The sequence below is a fragment of the Xanthomonas dyei genome (assembly GCF_002939865.1).
GTDB classification, from domain to species: domain Bacteria; phylum Pseudomonadota; class Gammaproteobacteria; order Xanthomonadales; family Xanthomonadaceae; genus Xanthomonas; species Xanthomonas dyei.
In genome coordinates, this window is record NZ_MDEE01000011.1 from 52,834 (window position 1) to 72,406 (window position 19,573).

Here is a 19,573-nt window from a genome sequence, read left to right on the forward strand (position 1 = left end):
CCGCAGGGCGTCCAGGCGAATCGTCCGCAGGCAGTGAACGCGATTCATCACGGTGAGTGTGTCCGGTCGCTGCGGTGCATCGGCGCGCGCCCGCGAATCGATCACACTGCGCGCTGCAGATCGACTGCGATCTTCGCGCGGTGCCCGGCTTGTCCTGGCGACGATGCGCTAGCGGCATCGTCTGTTCGGTCTTGCCTGTCGACCTGTCGCTTTCAGCGATCACACTTGCGTCAGCGTTGCTGCGGCGCGCGTCCTGGTCGGCGATTCCCGCACCGGCATCCCGAACAGCGGACGCAGCCAGCGCACGCGGCGGATAAGGTATTCGTGCAATAGCAGGCAGCCGGCAACGGTGGCAGCCAACACCAGCACCGGTTCCAGCCACGGGCCCAGGTGCAACGGCGCCAACCAGTACAGCGCCAGGATGATCAGGCTCTGATGCAGGATGTACCAGGGGAACACCGCCTGGGTGCAGTACGGCAGCCACGCGAATGGGCGGTTCAAGCCATGCCTTGCCCAGCCGAACAGGGTCAGCAATGCCAGCCAGGTGTAGGCGGCGCGCGCCAGCCGCTCGACCATGTCCCAGCGAACTGTCGCCAGCAGGGCGGGCAGCGGCACCGGATCGAGCGAGCGGCCCAGATGGCGGATGCTTAGCTCGGTGGCGATCGCCAGCAGCGCGGCGATCAGGGTTGGCCAACGCAGCTGCACTGACCACGTCCAGAAGCGTGCGTGACGGGCCAGCGCATATCCCAGCACGAACAACGGAAACGACTCGGCATGCACAAACCAGTCGCCAACCAGGGCGTGGGTCGGTGGGTGGCGCGGCATCACCCACAGCAGGCAAAAGGCTTCCCACAGGATGGGGACCAGCAGCAGGACCGGCAGCGCGATGGGCGCCGGCAAGGCTCGCAGCGATACGGGCAGCATGCGGCCGAGCGCGACCATGGCCATCAGTAACAAGGTGTAAGGCAGCAGATAGGCCAGGTACCACAGGTGGTTCCAGGTGATGCCGTGCTCCCAGCCATCGAAGCTGCCGGCCGGCCACGGCCGGACCTGCCAATAGCGCAGCAGGAAGTTGCCGAAGCCGGGCACGACCTTGCCGTTGCTGACGCCCTGGCAGTACGCCTGCACCGCCACCACCACGAACATGCCGAACAGCAGTGGTGGCAATAACCGGCCGCAGCGTCGCCAGGCGAACTGCCACGGCGCACGTTCCGCCCGCGCCAGACCGATCGCGATACCGGAGATCATGAACAGCAACGGCATCCGCCAGCGGTTGAGCGCGATCATCGGCGCTTGCAGCCAGTCGGTGGTGTAGGCGCTCTTTAAATGGAAGTCCCAGCCGGCCACGTAGGCCATGCCCACGTGATAGAGGATCAGCAGGGCGAAGGCGAAGACGCGCAAGGCGTCGATATCGTGGCGGCGCTCGGTCATGGGGGTGGTTGGTCGAGGAAGTGCACGCATCCTGCCCGCCGACCCGCATGGAGAAAGGGGTAAGGGGTGGAAACGCCCGCGCGCAGTGACCAGTTGCGTCCTCCCAGGGACGAACGGGAGCAGTGGGGATGACGGTGCCGCCCCGTTGCGCGGGCCTCTATCATTGGCAACTGCCAACTGCGGACCTCTGCAATGGAAACCATCGGGCCGCGCGCGCCGACATCTCAGGACGGTGCGCGTCACTTCGCCACGCGCTGGGCGGTAACGATCTGGTTGCTGGTGTTTTACCTGAGCGCACTGGGCAACACGCTGACCGCATGGTTGGCGGGGCGTCGCGATGGCGAGGCGATCGTGCTGTGGCAGGTGCTGAGCTGGGAGCTGACCAGCGCCACCGCATCGCTGCTGTTGCTACCCGCGGTGCTCTGGCTCTGCGCACGTTGGCCGCTGCATGCCGATGTCTGGCGTCGCCGTGTGCCGGTGTATCTGGCGGCTGCGCTGGGCTGGTGGCTGGCGCACGTCGCCTGCATGGTGCTGCTGCGCAAGCTGGTTTATGCGCTGGCCGGCAGCCACTACGACTTCGGTGGCTGGCCGCTGCAGTGGTTTTATGAGTTGTCCAAGGATCTGCGTACCTTTGCGATGCTGGTGGCGTTGCAGCACGCATTGGGTTGGTACGCGCGGCGGCGCCAGGGCGAGGCGCATCTGCTTGCGGCGCCGGATGAAGGCCCACCGGAGGAGCCGCTGGACCGCCCGGAGCGTTTTTTGGTGCGCAAGCTCGGCCGCGACTTTTTGGTCGCCACCGCCGATATCGAATGGATCCAGGCCTCCGGCAACTACGTCAACCTACATGTGCGCGGCCACGACTATCCGCTGCGCAGCACGATGGCGGCGATCGAAGCCAGGTTGGACCCGGCCGTGTTCGTGCGGATCCATCGCAGCTACCTGGTCAATCTGAGCCAGGTACAGGCGATCGAGCCGGTCGATTCCGGCGATGCGCGCGTGCATCTGCGCGACGCCACGGTGTTGCCGTGCAGTCGCAGTCATCTTGCCGATCTGCGCGCGCGGGCAGGGCAGGGGGCCGCTGCGCCGCGGACAGATGCGTTGATGGTCTGAGGCCGCCAAGGCCATGTTGGCGGACCAGCTGGCCGACAGCTCCGCCCGTCTTCGTCCCGGCCGCTGCGACCGAAGCGCGCGCTAAACCGAGCTGTGGGCGTTTGCGGTCGCGCGCAGCAAATGACAGGCCCTCAAGACGACCGCCTCTGCACCGCGCCCAGCCCCGATGCCACCGCGTTCCGCCACCGGCGCCCGCTTGCTAAACTAGCCCGCTTGTTTGCCGGAAGTCCGTCATGATCGAAACCAATCCGATCCGCCAGCGCATCACCGATCTCAACGATCGCGTGCTCTCGCTCAGGGGGTATCTTTGACTACGACGTCAAGAAAGAGCGTCTAGAGGAAGTCAGCCGGGAGCTGGAAAGCCCGGACGTGTGGAACGACGCCGAGCGTGCCCAAGCCCTGGGACGTGAGCGCTCCATGCTGGAAAAGACCGTCATCGGCATCGCCGATGTGCTGGCCGGGCTCACCGATGCCGGCGAGTTGCTGGACCTGGCCGACAGCGAGCAGGACGAAGATACCGCGGTGGCGGTGACCGCCGATCTGGACAAGTACCAGATCCATGTCGAGAAGCTGGAATTCCAGCGCATGTTCTCCGGGCAGATGGACGGCGCCAACGCGTTCGTCGACATCCAGGCCGGCGCCGGCGGTACCGAGGCGCAGGATTGGGCGGAAATCCTGTTGCGCATGTATCTGCGCTGGGCCGAGTCGCGTGGTTGGAAGACCGAGCTGATGGAAGTGTCCGGCGGCGAAGTTGCAGGCATCAAGTCGGCCACGATCCGCATCGAGGGCGAATACGCTTACGGCTGGTTGAAGACCGAGATCGGCGTGCACCGGCTGGTGCGCAAGTCGCCGTTCGACTCCGACAACCGCCGGCACACCAGTTTCACTTCAGTGTTCGTGTCGCCGGAAGTGGACGACAACATCGAGATCGACATCAACCCGGCCGACCTGCGCACCGACGTGTACCGCTCGTCCGGCGCCGGTGGTCAGCACGTCAACAAGACCGAATCGGCGGTGCGTATCACGCATATCCCGACCAATACGGTGGTTGCGTGCCAGACCGGTCGCAGCCAGCACCAGAACCGCGACAACGCGATGAAGATGCTGGCCGCCAAGTTGTACGAACTGGAAGTGCAAAAGCGCAACGTCGAACGCGACGCACTGGAAGCCACCAAGTCCGACATCGGTTGGGGCAGCCAGATCCGCAATTACGTGCTCGACCAGAGCCGCATCAAGGATCTGCGCACCGGCATCGAGCGCAGCGACACGCAGAAAGTGCTGGACGGCGACCTGGACGAATTCGTCGAGGCCAGCCTGAAGGCCGGTCTGGCGGCAGGCTCCAAACGCCTGGACGCCTGACCGCCGCGCGAGGTCGCAGCGGATGCGACGACCTTGCACGACGCTACGCATGCACCGCAGCGCGACCCCGCGTTGCGGCAGCAAAAAGACCTCAGGCGACCCTCGCGCGACACCGTCAATGTCAGAGAACCCGGCGCTGCCGGTGTCTCACTCCCCACCGGGCACGCGCCCGACCTCTAGCAGACCGATTCCCGCCATGACCGAACAGACCCCCGCGCCACACCTTCCCGTCGACGAGAACAGCCTCATCGCCGAGCGTCGCGCGAAACTGGGCGCGTTGCGCGGCCAGGGCATCGCGTATCCCAACGACTTCGTGCGCGAGCACTTCGCCGGCGATCTGCAAGCCGAATTCGCCGATGCCGACAGCTGGACCCCCGAAGCGCTCGAAGCCAGCGGTCGCACCGTCAAAATGGCTGGCCGCCTGATGGCCAAGCGGGTGATGGGCAAGGCCAGCTTTGCGCAGATCCAGGACGAATCCGGGCGCGTGCAGCTGTTCCTGCAGGGCAATGTGCTCGGCGATGCCTATACCGCGTTCAAGGGCTGGGACGTCGGCGACATCGTGGCGGTGGAGGGCGGGCTGACCCGCACCAAGACCGGCGAGCTGTCGGTCAAGGCCAGCGCGCTGCGGCTGTTGACCAAGTCGCTGCGCCCGTTGCCGGACAAGTGGCACGGCCTGTCGGACGTGGAGCAGCGCTACCGCCAGCGCTACGTGGACCTGATCGTCACCCCGGAGGCGCGCGAGGTCTTCATCAAGCGCTCCAAGATCATCCGTGCGATACGCGCCTGGCTGGATGCGCGGCGTTTCCTGGAAGTGGAAACGCCGATGATGCATTACATCCCCGGCGGCGCCACCGCCAAGCCGTTCACCACCCACCACAATGCGCTGGATCTGGATCTGTACCTGCGCGTGGCGCCGGAGCTGTATCTCAAGCGGCTGGTGGTCGGTGGCCTGGAACGGGTCTACGAGATCAACCGCAACTTCCGCAACGAAGGCGTGTCGACCCGGCATAACCCCGAGTTCACCATGCTCGAGCTCTACGAGGCCTATGCCACGTACCACGAGATCATGGATCTGACCGAGCAGGTCATCCGCGACACCGCGCAGTCGGTGCTGGGCACCACCCAGGTGGACTGGGATGGCGCGGCCATCGATCTGGCGCCGGCTTTCCGTCGCTGGCGCATGGATGAGGCCGTCCGTCACTACAATCCGGAAATCACGGCGGCCGATTGCACCGACCGCGCCGCGCTGCTGCGCCATTGCGAGCGGCTGAAGATCCGCACCAAGCCGTCCTACGGCTGGGGCAAGCTGCTGCTGGAAATCTTCGAAGCCACCGTCGAGCACACCTTGGTGCAGCCGACCTTCATCACCGACCATCCGGTCGAGGTCTCGCCGCTGGCGCGCTCCAGCGACACCGAGCCGGGGTATACCGACCGCTTCGAGCTGTTCATCAACGGCAAGGAGATGGCCAATGGCTTCTCCGAGCTCAACGACCCCGAAGACCAGGCCGCGCGGTTCCAGGCGCAGGTGCAGGCCAAGGACGGCGGCGACGACGAAGCGATGCACTACGACGCCGATTACATCCGTGCGTTGGAGTATGGAATGGCGCCGACCGGCGGCCTGGGCATCGGTATCGACCGTCTGGTAATGCTGCTGACCGGCAGCACCTCGATCCGTGATGTCCTGCTGTTTCCTTACATGCGTCCGGAAGCCTGACTTTTTTTGTGCGAACGCGTGCTCACAGCACAGATACTGCATATGCTAGAGCACAGCTCCGGACAGCGTCCTGTCCGGGGGAGTCGACACAGGGGTCGGCGTCACGCTTTTCCGTTCTCGGGATAGAGGAGCAACGGCTATGCAGGATGTTTTAGGGAATCCGGACGGCATGGTGTCGGCGGATACATGGGGAAGCTGGGCGGAAAAGGCGGATCTGGGATTGAACATCGTCATTGTCGATGACCAGATGTCCGCGCGGACGATGCTGCGCCATGTCATCGAAGACATCGCGCCGGAGCTGAAGGTCTACGACTTCGGCGACCCGCTCGACGCGTTGGCATGGTGCGAAGCCGGGCGCGTGGATCTATTGCTGCTCGACTACCGCATGCCCGGGATGGATGGCCTGGAGTTCGCGCGGCGCCTGCGCCGGCTGCCGAGCCATCGCGATATTCCGATCATTCTGATCACCATCGTCGGCGACGAGCCGATCCGCCAGGCGGCGCTGGAAGCGGGGGTGATCGACTTCCTGGTCAAGCCGATCCGCCCGCGCGAGTTGCGGGCACGCTGCTCCAATCTGTTGCAGTTGCGTCAGCAGAGCGAAAGCGTCAAGCAACGCGCGCTGTCGCTGGAACAACGTCTGCTGGCCAGCATGAACGAGGTCGAAGAGCGCGAGCGCGAAACCTTGTCGCGGCTGGCGCGCGCCATCGAATACCGCGATTCGGGTACCAGCGCGTTCCTGGAGCGCATGTCGCATGTGGCCGGCCTGATCGCCGAACAGCTGGGCCTGTCGGAAGAAGAAGTGCGCATCATCGAGATGGCCGCACCGCTGCACGACATGGGCAAGATCGCCATTCCCGATTCGGTGCTGCTCAAGCCGGGCAAGCTCACCGACGACGAAATGAGCGTGATGAAGCGCCACCCGCGGATCGGCTACGAGCTGCTCAGCGGCAGCCAGAACCGCTTCATCCAGGTGGGCGCCTTGATCGCGCTGCGTCACCACGAGCGCTACGACGGCACCGGGTATCCGGACGGCCTGGTCGGCGAGGCGATTCCGCTGGAAGCGCGCATTGTGGCGGTGGCCGACGTGTTCGACGCCCTGCTGTCGCCGCGTCCGTACAAGGAAGCGTGGACGATGGACGCCGCACTGGCCTATCTCTACGCGCAACGCGGCCGCCTGTTCGACCCACGCTGCGTGGATGCGCTGCTGCGCGGCCGCGCGCAGCTGGACCAGATCTGCGGGGAATTCTCCACCGCATCGGCGCGACCCGGGGTGTGAGGTGATGGCGGTGCTCAGCCAGTTGCGTGCTCGACTTGCCCGTCGCGCCGACAGCGAGCATGGTCAGGCCCTGGTGCGCATCACGCTGATTGCGCTGATCCTGGTCTACACGCTGATCTGTGCTCCCAGGTGGCAGGTCTCCGGGCGCCAGTTGCAGCGGCTGTTCTGCCTGATCGCGATCGGTCAGGCGACAGCCTTGCTGATCTTTTGCTGGATTGTGGCAAGTCCGCAGCGCTCGCATCTGCGGCGTACGCTTGGGATGCTCGCCGACTACGGCTTGATCGGGCTGGCAATGACCTGGATGGGCGCACCGATGGCTAGTCTGTACGTCGTGTTGCTCTGGATCACAATCGGCAATGGGCTGCGCTTCGGCAGCGAGGCGCTACATACCGCTGTTGCCATGGCTACGCTCAGCTTCGGCACGACGCTTGCGAACAGTAATTATTGGCAGGGCCAGCTTGGTCTGGGGATCGCGCTTCTGGGTGCGTTGATCGTGGTTCCTATGTCATTGTTGCGTACGCTGCGCGAGCGGGATCAGGCAATGACCGGGTCGACGCCCGCAGCAGGTATCGACGCTGCATTGCAGCACGGAAGGATCCCAACCCCACCGACGCCGCCGCGCGTCTGAGGCGTCTATGAAGTCTCCATTGCCATGGTTGAAGCGGCGCCTGTCAGGGCGAGCAGATTCGGAACACGCACAGAATCTGATCCGCATCATCATCACCACACTGTTCATTTCGTACCTGGGATGGCGCTATCAGCACACCCACGGCGATACGTTGATGGCCACCTGGTTGATCCTGGTCTGCGAGTTGCTGGTCTCGTTGGGGCTGATGGTGGCGATCCTGCTGCGTCCGCAGGTGTCGCATACGCGCCGGCTGATCGGCATGCTGCTCGACTACACCTGCACCGGCGCTATCATGGCCATACAGGGCGAGCCAGCCTCGCCGCTCTATGCGGTGTGCATGTGGGTGACCATCGGCAACGGTCTGCGCTACGGCAGCAACTATCTACGTGCGGCGACCGCAATGGGCAGCCTGTGTTTTCTCAGCGCTATCCTGATTTCACCTTACTGGAAAGCCAATCCCTATCTGAGTTGGGGTTTGTTGTTGGGCTTGATTGCGGTGCCGCTGTATTTCGACTCGCTGTTGCGTGCCATGACCCGTGCGGTGCGCGAAGCACGGCATGCCAACCAGGCCAAGAGCCGTTTCTTGGCCAATATGAGTCATGAGTTCCGCACGCCGCTCAACGGGCTGTCGGGCATGACCGAAGTGCTGGCGACCACGCGCCTGGACGCCGAGCAGAAGGAGTGCCTCAACACCATCCAGGCATCTGCGCGCAGCCTGCTGTCGCTGGTGGAAGAGGTGCTGGATATTTCGGCGATCGAGGCCGGCAAGATCCGTATTGATCGCCGCGACTTCTCGCTGCGCGAAATAATCGGCTCGGTCAACATGATCTTGCAGCCGCAGGCCAAGGGTCGCCGGCTGGAGTACGGCACGCAGGTGGCCGACGACGTGCCGGACCTGCTCAAGGGCGACACCGGTCATCTGCGTCAGGTGCTGCTCAATCTGGTCGGCAATGCGGTCAAGTTCACCGAGCACGGGCATGTGTTGCTACGTGTCACGCGCGTGTCCGGTAGTGCCGACGAGTCCGTCCGGCTACGCTTCGATGTCGAAGACACCGGCATCGGCGTACCGATGGACATGCGCGCGCGGCTGTTCGAGGCCTTCGAGCAGGCCGATGTCGGGTTGTCGCGTCGTTACGAGGGCACCGGCCTGGGCACCACGATCGCCAAGGGCCTGGTGGAAGCGATGGGCGGCAGTATTGGATTCAAGGAAAATCAACCAGGTGGCAGCGTGTTCTGGTTCGAGCTACCGATGGCGATCGGCGAGCCACTGAAATCTTCGCCCGCACGGGTGCAGACCGGAGCGCTGGTGGATGCGCACGACGAGTTGGAATCCTCCAACGTCATCGCGTTTTCCAACCCGTTCTTGCGTCATCGCGCGCGCGTGCGCAGCATGCGCATGCTGGTGGCCGACGACCACGAGGCCAACCGTATGGTGCTACAGCGGTTGCTGGAGAAGGCCGGGCATAAGGTGCTGTGCGTCAACGGCGCCGAGCAGGTGCTCGATGCGATGGCCGAAGAGGATTTCGACGCGGTGATTGTGGATCTGCACATGCCGGGCATGAATGGCCTGGACATGCTCAAGCAATTACGGGTGATGCATGCCAGCGGCATGCGCTACACGCCGGTGGTGGTGCTCAGCGCCGACGTGACGCCCGAAGCGATTCGCGCTTGCGAACAGGCCGGGGCGCGTGCGTTTCTTGCCAAGCCGGTCGTGGCGGCCAAGTTGCTCGACACCCTAGCCGACCTGGCTGTGAGCACCCGGCCGTTGGCGACGCCGGCAACCACGGTGCAGGTGGCGACAAGTTCCGAAGGCGTGCTCGATTCCAGCGTGCTGGACGAACTGGCCGCGCTGGGCATGGGCGAGGAATTCGAACGGCAGTTTGTGCGCCAGTGTCTGGAAGATGCACAGAACTGCGTGGGTCACATTGAACGCGATGGCATGCGCTCGGATTGGGAACAACTGCGCGAGAGCGCGCATGCCTTGCGCGGCGTGGCCAGCAACCTGGGTCTGGCGCAGGTTGCCAGCAGCGGTGGCGAGCTGATGCGCATGGCCGACTGGCAGCTGCAGGCAGAATGGCGGCTGCAGCTGTCTGCAGTGCGCGAGCAATTGAACGCGGGAAAGGATGCACTCAACGCTCGCGTGCAGGGCGTCAAGGACGGCGAGTGCTCCCCCCGTAGTAACGAATAGACCGCCGCGCATCAGCCCGCGTCTAGCCCTGAGCGACGCGACTGCGCGCGCACTAGGCGGTCCATGGTACGCAGTGATTTCTCGCCGAGTTGCATGGCGGTGTCCACCCAGATTTCGGTGATGCGCATCATCTCCTCAAGCGGCACGGCGGTAGTCATTTCGCGCACCTGTTGCATCGCTGCCCACGCATTTGGCTTGCGCTTGCTCTCGCGGATCACATGTTCCACCGCAGCCACGCCTTGGCCACGCGGTACCACGCGATCGACCAGCCCCATGCCGAGCAGCTGTTCGGCCGAATACAGGTTGCCCTCGAGCATGATCTTTTGCGCCAGTTGCGCACTGATGCGCTGGCACATGAAAGAGTAGGCCCCCATGCCCGGGAACAGGTCGAACAGCACTTCGGGCAGCCCCATCATCACCCCTTCCTCGGCAATGATGGTATGGCAGCTCAGTGCCGCTTCGAACCCGCCGCCAAGCGCATTGCCCTGGACCAGCGCAATGCTGTGCGCATGCGCCCCCAGACCGACATGAAAGGCATGCACACCGCGGACGCAGCGTTGGGCGTAGTCGAGCAGGCGTACGCGGTCGCCTTCGCGAATCAGTTGGCCAAACAGTGACAGGTCGCCACCGAGGTTGAACACGTTGCTGTCCGATGCCAGCACCACGTGCGGCGCCAGTACACCGGCGGTGTTCAAGCGTTGTCCCAGGTTGGTTTGGTAGCCGGTGATGTCGTCGACCAAACGTGTCGAGAAACAGGCCCGCCCCGGGTTGATGGCCAAGTCGGCATGCATATGGATCCAATACACGTCACGCTGCGGTTCTTCGATGATGCGTAGGGTCGAGCCGATGTCGGTGCGGATGAAGGGTTGAACTGCAGACATGGTGGTTCTCCGAGAGACCGTCCGGCCGGCCGCCTTGCGGACGGAGATAAGGGTGAACGCCTGAGCGTGCGCCGACATCGGATTCTATGCGTGCAAAAGCAAGCGCCCGCAAGGCCTTGCGGCATTGCGGGCGTCATGACGACTGAACGTCTTCAACTCTGCCGTCGCGCGGTGGGCTAGGCCTTCGGCGCATCCCGCAGTTCGCGGCGCAGGATCTTGCCGACGTTGGTTTTGGGCAATTCCTTGCGGAATTCGATCACGCGCGGCTGCTTGTAGCCGGTCAGATTGGTGCGGCAGTGCGCCTTCACGTCGTCGGCGGTGAGGGCTGGGTCCTTCTTGACGATCACGACCTTGACGATTTCGCCGGACTTTTCGTCCGGTACGCCGACCGCCGCCACTTCCAGCACGCCGGGCATGGTGGCGATCACGTCTTCGATTTCGTTCGGGTAGACGTTGAAGCCGGACACCAGAATCATGTCCTTCTTGCGGTCGACGATATAGACGAAGCCTAGCTCGTCCATCCGCGCGATGTCGCCGGTGTGCAGCCAGCCATCCGCGTCCATTACCTTGGCGGTTTCGGCGGGCTGCTTCCAATAGCCCTTCATCACCTGCGGGCCCTTAATGCACAACTCGCCAATCTCGCCGATCGCCAGCTCCGCACCGGCGTCGTCCTTGACGCAGGCATCGGTGGCAGGAATCGGCAGGCCGATCGAGCCGTTGTAGTCTTTCAGGTCCATCGGGTTGATGCAGGCGGCCGGCGAGGTTTCGGTCAGACCGTAGGCCTCGACCAGGGTCAGGCCGGTGACTTTTTTCCAGCGCTCGGCCACCGATCGCTGCACGGCCATGCCGCCGCCCAGGGTCATCTTGAGCGAGGAAAAATCGATCTGGTCGAACCCGGGCGTGTTGAGCAGGCCGTTGAACAGCGTGTTGACGCCGGTAAATGCAGTAAAGCGGGTCTTCTTCAATTCCTTGACGAAACCGGGCATGTCGCGCGGATTGCTGATCAGGTGATTGCAACCGCCGATCTTCATGAAGACCAGGCCGTTCGCCGTCAGCGCGAAGATGTGATACAGCGGCAGTGCGGTGATCACGACCTCGGCGCCTTCTTCCAGCTTGCCGGTGCCGGACAGCCACTGGTGCGCCTGCTGCATGTTGGCGACCAGATTGCGGTGGGTCAGCATCGCGCCCTTGGCAACGCCCGTGGTGCCGCCGGTGTACTGCAAAAACGCGATGTCGTCCGGTTCGATCTGCAGCGTCGGCACGCTGTGCTTGCGGCCCAGCGCCAGTGCATCGCGGAAGCGGATGGCACCGTTGATGCGGTAGTCGGGCACCAGCTTCTTGACGTATTTGACGACAAAATTGACCAGCACCGCCTTGGGAAAGCCGAGCATGTCGCCCAGCCCGGTGGTGATCACCTGCTTGACCGGCGTGTCGGCGATGACCTGCTGCACGGTGGTGCCGAAGTTGTCGATGACCACCAGCACGCTGGCGCCTGAGTCGATCAGCTGGTGCTTCAACTCACGCGGGGTGTAGAGCGGGTTGACGTTGACCACGGTCAGGCCGGCACGCAGGATGCCGAACGTCGCAATCGGATACTGCAGGCAGTTGGGCATCATCAAGGCGACGCGGTCGCCTTTCTTCAATTGCAGCTCGCCGAGCAGATAGGCAGCGAACTGTTCGACCAGTTGGTCCGCTTCGCGATAGGTGATGGTCTTGCCGAAGCTGTGATACGCGGGACGATCGGCAAAGCGCGCGACGGATGTCGCGAAGACTTCGGCAACGGTGCGGAACTGCTCCAGATCGATTTCGGCGGCAACGCCGGCCGGATAACTTTGCAACCAAGGACGTGCCTGATTCATCTGCCCCCCTCCAGGGAATTTAGTACGTGACGCGGTGTGTTCCACGGCACTACAACACCTGGCAGCATAACGTCATGGATGGAAAAGGCGAAGCGTGATGCACGGCAGCATTCGGCAGTGGAAGTGGCGCTGGTGGCTGGTCATTTGTGCGGTGCTCCTGGCCGCTTGCGCGCGCGATGTGCCGGAGCAGCGCCTGCGTGCGACCTTGCAAGACATGCATGCGGCGATTGAAGCGCGCGATATCGGCGATGCGATGGCGCCGGTATCCGCCGATTTCGTTGGCGAAAACGGTCTGGACGCGGCCGGGTTGCGACGCTTGATGCAGCTGCAGATGCTGGGCAATCGACAGATCGGCGTCACCGTGGGCCCGTTGGAGGTAGAGCTGCGCGGGCAGACGGCGACCGTTCGCTTCACGGCCTTGCTCACCGGTGGCAGTGGCGGCTGGGTGCCCGAGCAGGCGCAGACCTATCAGGTGATCACCGGCTGGCGGCTGCAGCACGGCGATTGGACGCTGTACCACGCGCAATGGGAACCGGCGGGGCAGTGAGGGCGGTTGGGTGCCGCGCATGCGGACCACAACGCCACCAACCACGAGAAACGAGCCGCAACATGAGGCGACGACGCAGTAGACGAATGCGTTGCTGCCTGCCAAGCACGAGCAGTGCATCGGCAGCCCGCGGCATGCGTCTGGCTCCGGTCACACCGGCACCGGACCCAGACACGACATTCCCGCCAATCGGCGGGAATGTCGGTCCAGCGTAAGACGCCAAGGATCAGGCCGTCTTGCGTGCAGCCAGCTGGCGCAGCACGTACTGCAACAGGCCGCCGTGCTTGAAGTACTCCACTTCCTTCGGCGTCAGCAACAGCACCTTGACCTGGAACTGCTTGACGCTGCCATCGGACTTCCTGGCATCGACGGTGGCACGACGGCTGGCGCCATCCTGCAGGCCGGTGATGTCCAAGACCTCGGAGCCATCCAGACCCAGCGTCTGCGCGTTTTCGTTTTCCAGGAACTGCAGCGGCAGCACGCCCATGCCGACCAGGTTGGAGCGATGGATGCGCTCGAAGCTCTCTGCGATCACCGCCTTGACCCCCAGCAGGTTGGTGCCCTTGGCCGCCCAGTCGCGCGAGGAGCCGGTGCCGTATTCCTTGCCGGCCAGCACCACCAACGGCACGCCATCGGCCTTGTACTTCACCGCCGCGTCGTAGATCGCCAGCTTTTCCGGCTGACCGCCAGCTGCTGGGTAATACAGCGTGTTGCCGCCTTCTTCGCCACCGAACATCAGGTTCTTGATGCGGATGTTGGCGAAGGTGCCGCGGACCATCACATCGTCATTGCCGCGGCGGCTGCCGTAGCTGTTGAAGTCGGCTGGTTGTACGCCGCGTTCCTGCAGGAAGCGTCCTGCAGGCGAATCCTTCTTGATGTTGCCGGCCGGCGAGATGTGGTCGGTGGTGATCGAGTCGCCGAACAGGCCCATGATGCGCGCGCCGTGCACGTCCTCCACATGGCCGACCTGCATGGTCATGCCATCGAAGTAGGGCGGGTTCTTGATGTAGGTGGATGCGGCATCCCATTCGTACAACGCGCCATCGGGAGAGGCGATGGTGTTCCAGCGCGAATCGCCCTTGAACACATCGGCGTAGTTCTGCTTGAACATCTCCGGGCCAACGGTCGCGGCGATGGTGTCGCCGATTTCCTTGTTGCTCGGCCAGATGTCGCGCAGGTACACCGGCTGACCGTCGCTACCGGTGCCCAGCGGCTCGGTGGTGAGGTCGATGTCGGTGGTGCCGGCGATCGCATAGGCGACGACCAGCGGCGGGGAGGCCAGATAATTCATTTTGACTTCGGGATGCACGCGGCCTTCGAAGTTGCGGTTGCCCGACAACACCGATGCGACAACCAGATCGTCCTTGGCGATCGCGGCGGATACATCTTCCGGCAGCGGGCCGGAGTTGCCGATGCAGGTGGTGCAGCCGTAGCCGACCACGTAAAAGCCGAGCGTTTCCAGGTCGGCCAGCACGCCGGCCTTGCTCAGATAATCGGTAACCACACGCGAGCCCGGCCCAAGCGAGGTCTTGACCCACGGCTGCGCCTTCAAGCCCTTGGCGGCCGCGTTGCGTGCCAGCAGGCCGGCACCGAGCATCACCGCCGGGTTGGAGGTGTTGGTGCACGAGGTGATGGCAGCGATGACCACCGAGCCATCGCGCAGCTGCCAGCCGGCGCCGCTGTCGGCCGCGCCTTCGGCATGGGCCGCCTTGGCGCCGACTGCGGTTCCGCCACCGCCTTCGTTCTTCAGGCGATCTTCCTGCTTGATGTCGCCCAGCCGCTTGCTGCGCGCCTCGGCGAATGGCTTGAGGCTTTCGCGGTAGTTGGACTGCATGTCTTCCAGCAGCACGCGGTCCTGCGGACGCTTGGGGCCGGCCAGCGACGGCTTGACCTCACCCATGTCCAGTTCCAGCGTGGCGCTGTACTGCGCCGGCGGGGTGGTGGCGTCGTGCCACAGGCCCTGCGCCTTTGCGTAGGCCTCCACCAGCGCAATCTGCTCCTCGCTGCGGCCGGATAGGCGCAGGTAAGTCAGCGATTCTTCGTCGACCGGGAAGATGCCGCAGGTGGCGCCGTATTCCGGTGCCATGTTGCCGATGGTGGCGCGGTCGGCCAGCGGCAGGTGCTGCAGGCCCTCGCCGAAGAACTCGACGAACTTGCCCACCACGCCTGCCTTGCGCAGCATCTGGGTGACGGTGAGCACCAGATCGGTGGCGGTGGCGCCTTCGGGCAGTTTGCCCGTGAGCCTGAAGCCCACCACCTGGGGAATCAGCATCGACGAGGGCTGGCCCAGCATCGCGGCCTCGGCCTCGATCCCGCCGACGCCCCAGCCCAGCACGCCAATGCCATTGATCATGGTGGTGTGGCTGTCGGTACCGAACACGGTGTCGGGATAGGCGACCAGGGTGCCGTCCTTGTCCGCGCTCATCACCACGCGGGCGAGATTTTCCAGGTTGACCTGGTGGACGATGCCGGTATTGGGCGGCACCACCTTGAAGTTCTCGAACGCCTTCTGGCCCCAGCGCAGGAAGCCGTAGCGTTCCTGGTTACGCTGGAATTCGATCTTGCCATTGAGGTCGAGCGCGTCGGGCTTGCCGAACACGTCCACCTGCACCGAGTGGTCGATGACCAGCTCGGAGGGAATCTGCGGGTTGATCTGGTCAGCGTCGCCGCCCAGCTTGACCACCGCATCGCGCATCGCGGCCAGGTCGACCACGCAGGGCACGCCGGTGAAATCCTGCAGCACCACGCGCGCGGGCATGAAGGCGATTTCGATATCAGGCTCGGCCTTGGGGTCCCATTTTGCCACTGCCTCGATGTGGTCCTTGCCGACGGTCACACCGCCGTCCTCGTGCCGGAGCAGATTCTCCAGCAGGATCTTCATCGAGTAGGGCAGGTGGGCAATATCGAAGCGCTCGCCCAGTTTGGGCAGGCTGTAATAGTCGTAGCGCTTGCCGTGGACCTCGAACGAGGCGCGGGTGGAAAAGGAATCGCTCATGCATCACTCCTATGGCGTCGAAGGCTTTAGGTAGGCGCTTATTCTGAGCGATTCAGTGTGTACGCACGGTGTGTCCGAGTCGATCTGCCTGCTTGAGTACGACCGTCCAAGTACGTATCATGCATGCATACTTTCTGGAGCATGCTCATGGAAGCCACCGTTGCCGAACGCGGACAGATCACGCTGCCCAAGGCCGTGCGCGATGCCCTGGGCCTGACCAAGGGCACCACCCTCAAGATCGAACTCGATGGTGGGCGCATCATCTTGCGTAAAGATGTCAGCGAAGCGCTGCGCAAGGTGCGCGGCAAGTTCAAGCTGGTCGATGGCCTGACCAGTACCGACGAGGCCATGCGCGCCATCCGTGGCCGCGCGCCCGGGGACCCGTTCGACCCATGATCGCCCTGGATTCCTCGGTGCTGCTGGATATCCTCATCGGCGACCCGGTGTACGGCGAGGTGTCGGAAATCTGCATCGGCGATGCATTGGCGCGCGACGAGGTCGTGGTCTGCGATGCGGTGGTGGCTGAAGTGCTGGCCATGCTGGACACCCAGGTCGACCTGATGGAAACCCTGGGCTCGATCGGGGTGCGCTACGAAGCCACACAGGAAGCGGCGGCGGTGCGCGCCGGCCATATGAACAAGCGCTTCCGTGCACGTGGCGGCAAGCGCGAGCGGGTGGTGGCGGATTTTCTGATCGGCGCCCACGCGATGCTCCAGTGCGACGGGTTGATCACCCGCGACGAGGGCTTCTTCCGCGACTACTTCAAGGGTTTGAAGATCACCGTCCCCAAGCCCGTTGCCTGATCCACGCCTTCTGATCCACGTCTGACGTTTTTACACATTCACTGCTGTCCTTTTGGAGAACCCGCATGTTGGAAGCCTACCGCCACCACGTTGCAGAGCGCGCCGCGCTCGGTATCCCGCCGCTGCCGCTGACCGCGCAGCAGACCGCCGAGGTCATCGAGCTGTTGAAGGCTCCGCCCGCCGGCGAAGACGCCTTTTTGGTCGAGCTGCTCAGCCAGCGCGTGCCGGCCGGCGTCGACGACGCCGCCAAGGTCAAGGCCTCGTACCTGGCCGCAGTTGCGTTTGGCACCGAAAAAACGGCACTGATCAGCCCCACGCGTGCGACCGAGCTGTTGGGCACCATGCTGGGCGGCTACAACATCCAGCCGCTGATCGACCTGCTGGACAACGCCGAGCTGGGCGCCACCGCCGCCGAAGCGCTCAAGCACACCTTGCTGGTGTTCGATGCGTTCCACGACGTGCAGGAAAAGGCCGACGCCGGCAACGCGCATGCCAAGGCCGTGCTGCAAAGCTGGGCCGATGCCGAGTGGTTCACCAGCAAGCCGGAAGTGCCGCAGAGCATGACCGTCACCGTGTTCAAGGTGCCGGGCGAAACCAACACCGACGACCTGTCGCCGGCGCCGGATGCGACCACCCGCCCCGACATCCCGCTGCACGCGTTGGCGATGCTGAAGAACACCCGCGAAGGCGCGGCGTTCGTGCCGGAAGAAGACGGCAAGCGTGGCCCGATCCAGGCCATTGCCGACCTCAAGGACAAGGGCCATCTGGTGGCCTATGTGGGCGACGTGGTCGGGACCGGTTCTTCGCGCAAGTCGGCGACCAACTCGGTGCTGTGGTGGACCGGCGAAGACATTCCGTACATCCCCAACAAGCGCTTCGGCGGCGTGTGCCTGGGCAGCAAGATCGCCCCGATCTTCTACAACACCATGGAAGATGCCGGCGCGCTGCCGATCGAGCTGGACGTGTCGCAGATGGAGCACGGCGACGTGGTCGAGCTGCGTCCGTATGACGGCAAGGCGCTGAAGAACGGGCAGGTGATTGCCGAGTTCGCGATGAAGTCGGACGTGCTGTTCGACGAAGTACGCGCCGGTGGCCGCATCCCGCTGATCGTGGGCCGTGGTCTCACCGCCAAGGCGCGCGAGTTCCTGGGCCTGCCGGCCTCGGAACTGTTCCGCCTGCCGATGGACCCGCCGGACACCGGCAAGGGCTTCTCGCTGGCGCAGAAGATGGTCGGCCGCGCCTGCGGTCTGCCGGAAGGCCAGGGCATGCGCCCGGGCACCTATTGCGAGCCGAAGATGACCTCGGTGGGCTCGCAGGACACCACCGGGCCGATGACCCGCGACGAGCTGAAGGACCTGGCCTGCCTGGGCTTTTCGGCCGACCTGGTGATGCAGTCGTTCTGCCACACCGCGGCTTACCCCAAGCCGGTCGACGTCAAGACCCACCATACGCTGCCGGAGTTCATCTCCACCCGTGGCGGCGTGTCGCTGCGTCCGGGCGACGGCGTGATCCACAGCTGGCTCAATCGCATGCTGCTGCCCGACACCGTGGGCACCGGCGGCGACTCGCACACCCGTTTCCCGATCGGTATCTCGTTCCCGGCCGGCTCCGGCCTGGTGGCGTTTGCCGCCGCCACCGGCGTGATGCCGCTGGATATGCCCGAGAGCGTGCTGGTGCGCTTCAAGGGTGAGATGCAGCCGGGCGTGACCCTGCGCGATCTGGTCAACGCGATCCCGCTGTACGCGATCAAGGACGGTCTGCTGACCGTGGCCAAGCAGGGCAAGAAGAACATCTTCTCCGGCCGCATCCTGGAAATCGAAGGCTTGCCGAACCTGAAGGTGGAGCAGGCGTTCGAGTTGTCCGACGCCTCGGCCGAGCGTTCGGCGGCCGGTTGCACCGTGCACCTGGACAAGGCGCCGATCATCGAATACCTGACCAGCAACATCACGCTGCTGCGCTGGATGATCGCCGAAGGCTATGCCGACGCGCGCACCCTGGGCCGCCGGATCAAGAAGATGGAAGAGTGGCTGGCCGACCCGCAGCTGCTGCAGCCCGATGCCGATGCCGAATACGCGGCGGTCATCGAGATCGACCTGGCCGACATCCATGAGCCGATCGTGGCGTGCCCGAACGACCCGGACGACGTCAAGACGCTGTCCGAGGTTTCCGGTGCGGCGATCGACGAGGTATTCATCGGCTCGTGCATGACCAACATCGGTCACTTCCGTGCCGCGGCCAAGCTGCTGGAAGGCAAGCGCGACATCCCGACCCGTCTGTGGGTGGCACCGCCGACCAAGATGGACGCCTCCGAGCTGACCAAGGAAGGCCATTACGGCACCTTCGGTGCGGCGGGTGCGCGCATGGAAATGCCGGGCTGCTCGCTGTGCATGGGCAACCAGGCGCAGGCCCGCGAGGGCGCCACGGTGTTCTCCACCTCCACGCGTAACTTCCCCAACCGTCTGGGCCGCAACACCAATGTGTACCTGGGCTCGGCGGAACTGGCGGCGATCTGCTCGCGCCTGGGCCGGATTCCGACCAAGGACGAGTACATGGCCGATGTGGGCGTGATCAAGACCAGTGGCGAGCAGATCTACCGCTACATGAACTTCGATCAAATCCAGGAATATCAGGACGTGGCGGACACCGTCGCGGCCTGATCCAGCGGATCAGGTGCACCCCAAAACGCCCGGCAGTGCCGGGCGTTTTTCGTTTATCGGGCAATGACTTCGCGTCGTTTGGAGCGTGATGGCGTCAAAACAAATCGCAGTTAAACCATTTGTCG

General features: G+C 64.2%; 14 protein-coding genes. 10 read left to right on the forward strand and 4 right to left on the reverse strand.

The window, feature by feature from the left end; all coding sequences use genetic code 11:
- Positions 1-219: 219 nt before the first annotated feature.
- Positions 220-1,431: an acyltransferase family protein gene (locus XdyCFBP7245_RS09670; RefSeq protein WP_104615476.1), complete on the reverse strand. Its 1,212-nt coding sequence runs from the start codon at positions 1,429-1,431 to the stop codon at positions 220-222.
- A gap of 159 nt (positions 1,432-1,590) precedes the next feature.
- Here XdyCFBP7245_RS09670 and XdyCFBP7245_RS09675 point away from each other — a divergent pair, with 159 nt between their 5' ends.
- From XdyCFBP7245_RS09675 to rpfC, 6 genes are all read left to right on the forward strand, one after another.
- Complete coding sequence (locus tag XdyCFBP7245_RS09675; RefSeq protein WP_211287671.1) at positions 1,591-2,541, forward strand: LytTR family DNA-binding domain-containing protein; 951 nt, start codon at positions 1,591-1,593, stop codon at positions 2,539-2,541.
- A 233-nt stretch (positions 2,542-2,774) separates the two neighbouring features.
- A protein-coding gene (gene prfB / locus XdyCFBP7245_RS09680) for a peptide chain release factor 2 (RefSeq protein WP_104615478.1) occupies positions 2,775-3,900 on the forward strand; the annotation gives its coding sequence in 2 pieces (ribosomal slippage) (positions 2,775-2,849 and positions 2,851-3,900; 1,125 coding nt in all).
- A gap of 196 nt (positions 3,901-4,096) precedes the next feature.
- The gene (gene lysS, locus XdyCFBP7245_RS09685; RefSeq protein ID WP_104615479.1) at positions 4,097-5,614 is read left to right on the forward strand and encodes a lysine--tRNA ligase; all 1,518 of its coding nucleotides are present in this window, start codon (positions 4,097-4,099) and stop codon (positions 5,612-5,614) included.
- A gap of 139 nt (positions 5,615-5,753) precedes the next feature.
- Positions 5,754-6,890 carry a cyclic di-GMP phosphodiesterase response regulator RpfG gene (gene rpfG / locus XdyCFBP7245_RS09690; RefSeq protein ID WP_055846510.1) on the forward strand — a complete coding sequence of 379 codons (1,137 nt, stop codon included), beginning with the start codon at positions 5,754-5,756 and terminating at the stop codon, positions 6,888-6,890.
- Between the two features lie 10 nt (positions 6,891-6,900).
- Positions 6,901-7,518 (forward strand): RpfH protein, encoded by a 618-nt coding sequence (locus XdyCFBP7245_RS09695; RefSeq protein ID WP_170068597.1) that lies wholly within the window; start codon positions 6,901-6,903, stop codon positions 7,516-7,518.
- Positions 7,519-7,525: 7 nt separating this feature from the next.
- Positions 7,526-9,706 (forward strand): sensor histidine kinase RpfC, encoded by a 2,181-nt coding sequence (gene rpfC, locus XdyCFBP7245_RS09700; protein WP_104615481.1) that lies wholly within the window; start codon positions 7,526-7,528, stop codon positions 9,704-9,706.
- An 11-nt stretch (positions 9,707-9,717) separates the two neighbouring features.
- On the opposite strand, the gene rpfF is transcribed toward rpfC, so the two are convergent.
- Entirely contained in the window at positions 9,718-10,587 is an 870-nt protein-coding gene (rpfF, locus tag XdyCFBP7245_RS09705; protein ID WP_104615482.1) for a diffusible signal factor synthase RpfF, read from the reverse strand.
- A gap of 176 nt (positions 10,588-10,763) precedes the next feature.
- Complete coding sequence (rpfB, locus tag XdyCFBP7245_RS09710; protein WP_104615483.1) at positions 10,764-12,446, reverse strand: fatty acyl-CoA ligase RpfB; 1,683 nt, start codon at positions 12,444-12,446, stop codon at positions 10,764-10,766.
- Positions 12,447-12,543: 97 nt separating this feature from the next.
- Between rpfB and XdyCFBP7245_RS09715 the strand changes: the two genes are divergently transcribed.
- The gene (locus tag XdyCFBP7245_RS09715) at positions 12,544-12,993 is read left to right on the forward strand and encodes a Cif family virulence factor (protein WP_104615484.1); all 450 of its coding nucleotides are present in this window, start codon (positions 12,544-12,546) and stop codon (positions 12,991-12,993) included.
- A 226-nt stretch (positions 12,994-13,219) separates the two neighbouring features.
- Here XdyCFBP7245_RS09715 and acnA read toward each other — a convergent pair whose 3' ends face one another.
- Entirely contained in the window at positions 13,220-15,988 is a 2,769-nt protein-coding gene (gene acnA, locus XdyCFBP7245_RS09720; RefSeq protein WP_104615485.1) for an aconitate hydratase AcnA, read from the reverse strand.
- Positions 15,989-16,135: 147 nt separating this feature from the next.
- On the opposite strand from acnA, the gene XdyCFBP7245_RS09725 reads away from it, so the two are divergent.
- From XdyCFBP7245_RS09725 to acnB, 3 genes are all read left to right on the forward strand, one after another.
- A complete protein-coding gene (locus XdyCFBP7245_RS09725; RefSeq protein ID WP_016903180.1) occupies positions 16,136-16,384 on the forward strand; it encodes an AbrB/MazE/SpoVT family DNA-binding domain-containing protein in 249 nt (82 codons plus the stop codon).
- On the forward strand, positions 16,381-16,791 hold the full coding sequence (locus tag XdyCFBP7245_RS09730) for a type II toxin-antitoxin system VapC family toxin (RefSeq protein WP_104615486.1): 411 nt from the start codon (positions 16,381-16,383) through the stop codon (positions 16,789-16,791). The genes XdyCFBP7245_RS09725 and XdyCFBP7245_RS09730 overlap by 4 nt, the downstream gene beginning before the upstream one ends.
- A gap of 65 nt (positions 16,792-16,856) precedes the next feature.
- Positions 16,857-19,448: a bifunctional aconitate hydratase 2/2-methylisocitrate dehydratase gene (gene acnB, locus XdyCFBP7245_RS09735; protein WP_104615487.1), complete on the forward strand. Its 2,592-nt coding sequence runs from the start codon at positions 16,857-16,859 to the stop codon at positions 19,446-19,448.
- Positions 19,449-19,573 lie beyond the last annotated feature (125 nt).

Excerpts from the sequence above, each read along its gene's own strand:
- XdyCFBP7245_RS09670 (WP_104615476.1), bottom strand. The coding sequence starts at position 1,431 with ATGACCGAGCGCCGCCACGATATCGACGCCTTGCGCGTCTTCGCCTTC.
- lysS (WP_104615479.1), top strand. The coding sequence starts at position 4,097 with ATGACCGAACAGACCCCCGCGCCACACCTTCCCGTCGACGAGAACAGC.
- rpfG (WP_055846510.1), top strand. The coding sequence starts at position 5,754 with ATGCAGGATGTTTTAGGGAATCCGGACGGCATGGTGTCGGCGGATACA.
- rpfC (WP_104615481.1), top strand. The coding sequence starts at position 7,526 with ATGAAGTCTCCATTGCCATGGTTGAAGCGGCGCCTGTCAGGGCGAGCA.
- rpfF (WP_104615482.1), bottom strand. The coding sequence starts at position 10,587 with ATGTCTGCAGTTCAACCCTTCATCCGCACCGACATCGGCTCGACCCTA.
- rpfB (WP_104615483.1), bottom strand. The coding sequence starts at position 12,446 with ATGAATCAGGCACGTCCTTGGTTGCAAAGTTATCCGGCCGGCGTTGCC.
- XdyCFBP7245_RS09715 (WP_104615484.1), top strand. The coding sequence starts at position 12,544 with ATGCACGGCAGCATTCGGCAGTGGAAGTGGCGCTGGTGGCTGGTCATT.
- acnA (WP_104615485.1), bottom strand. The coding sequence starts at position 15,988 with ATGAGCGATTCCTTTTCCACCCGCGCCTCGTTCGAGGTCCACGGCAAG.
- XdyCFBP7245_RS09725 (WP_016903180.1), top strand. The coding sequence starts at position 16,136 with ATGGAAGCCACCGTTGCCGAACGCGGACAGATCACGCTGCCCAAGGCC.
- XdyCFBP7245_RS09730 (WP_104615486.1), top strand. The coding sequence starts at position 16,381 with ATGATCGCCCTGGATTCCTCGGTGCTGCTGGATATCCTCATCGGCGAC.
- acnB (WP_104615487.1), top strand. The coding sequence starts at position 16,857 with ATGTTGGAAGCCTACCGCCACCACGTTGCAGAGCGCGCCGCGCTCGGT.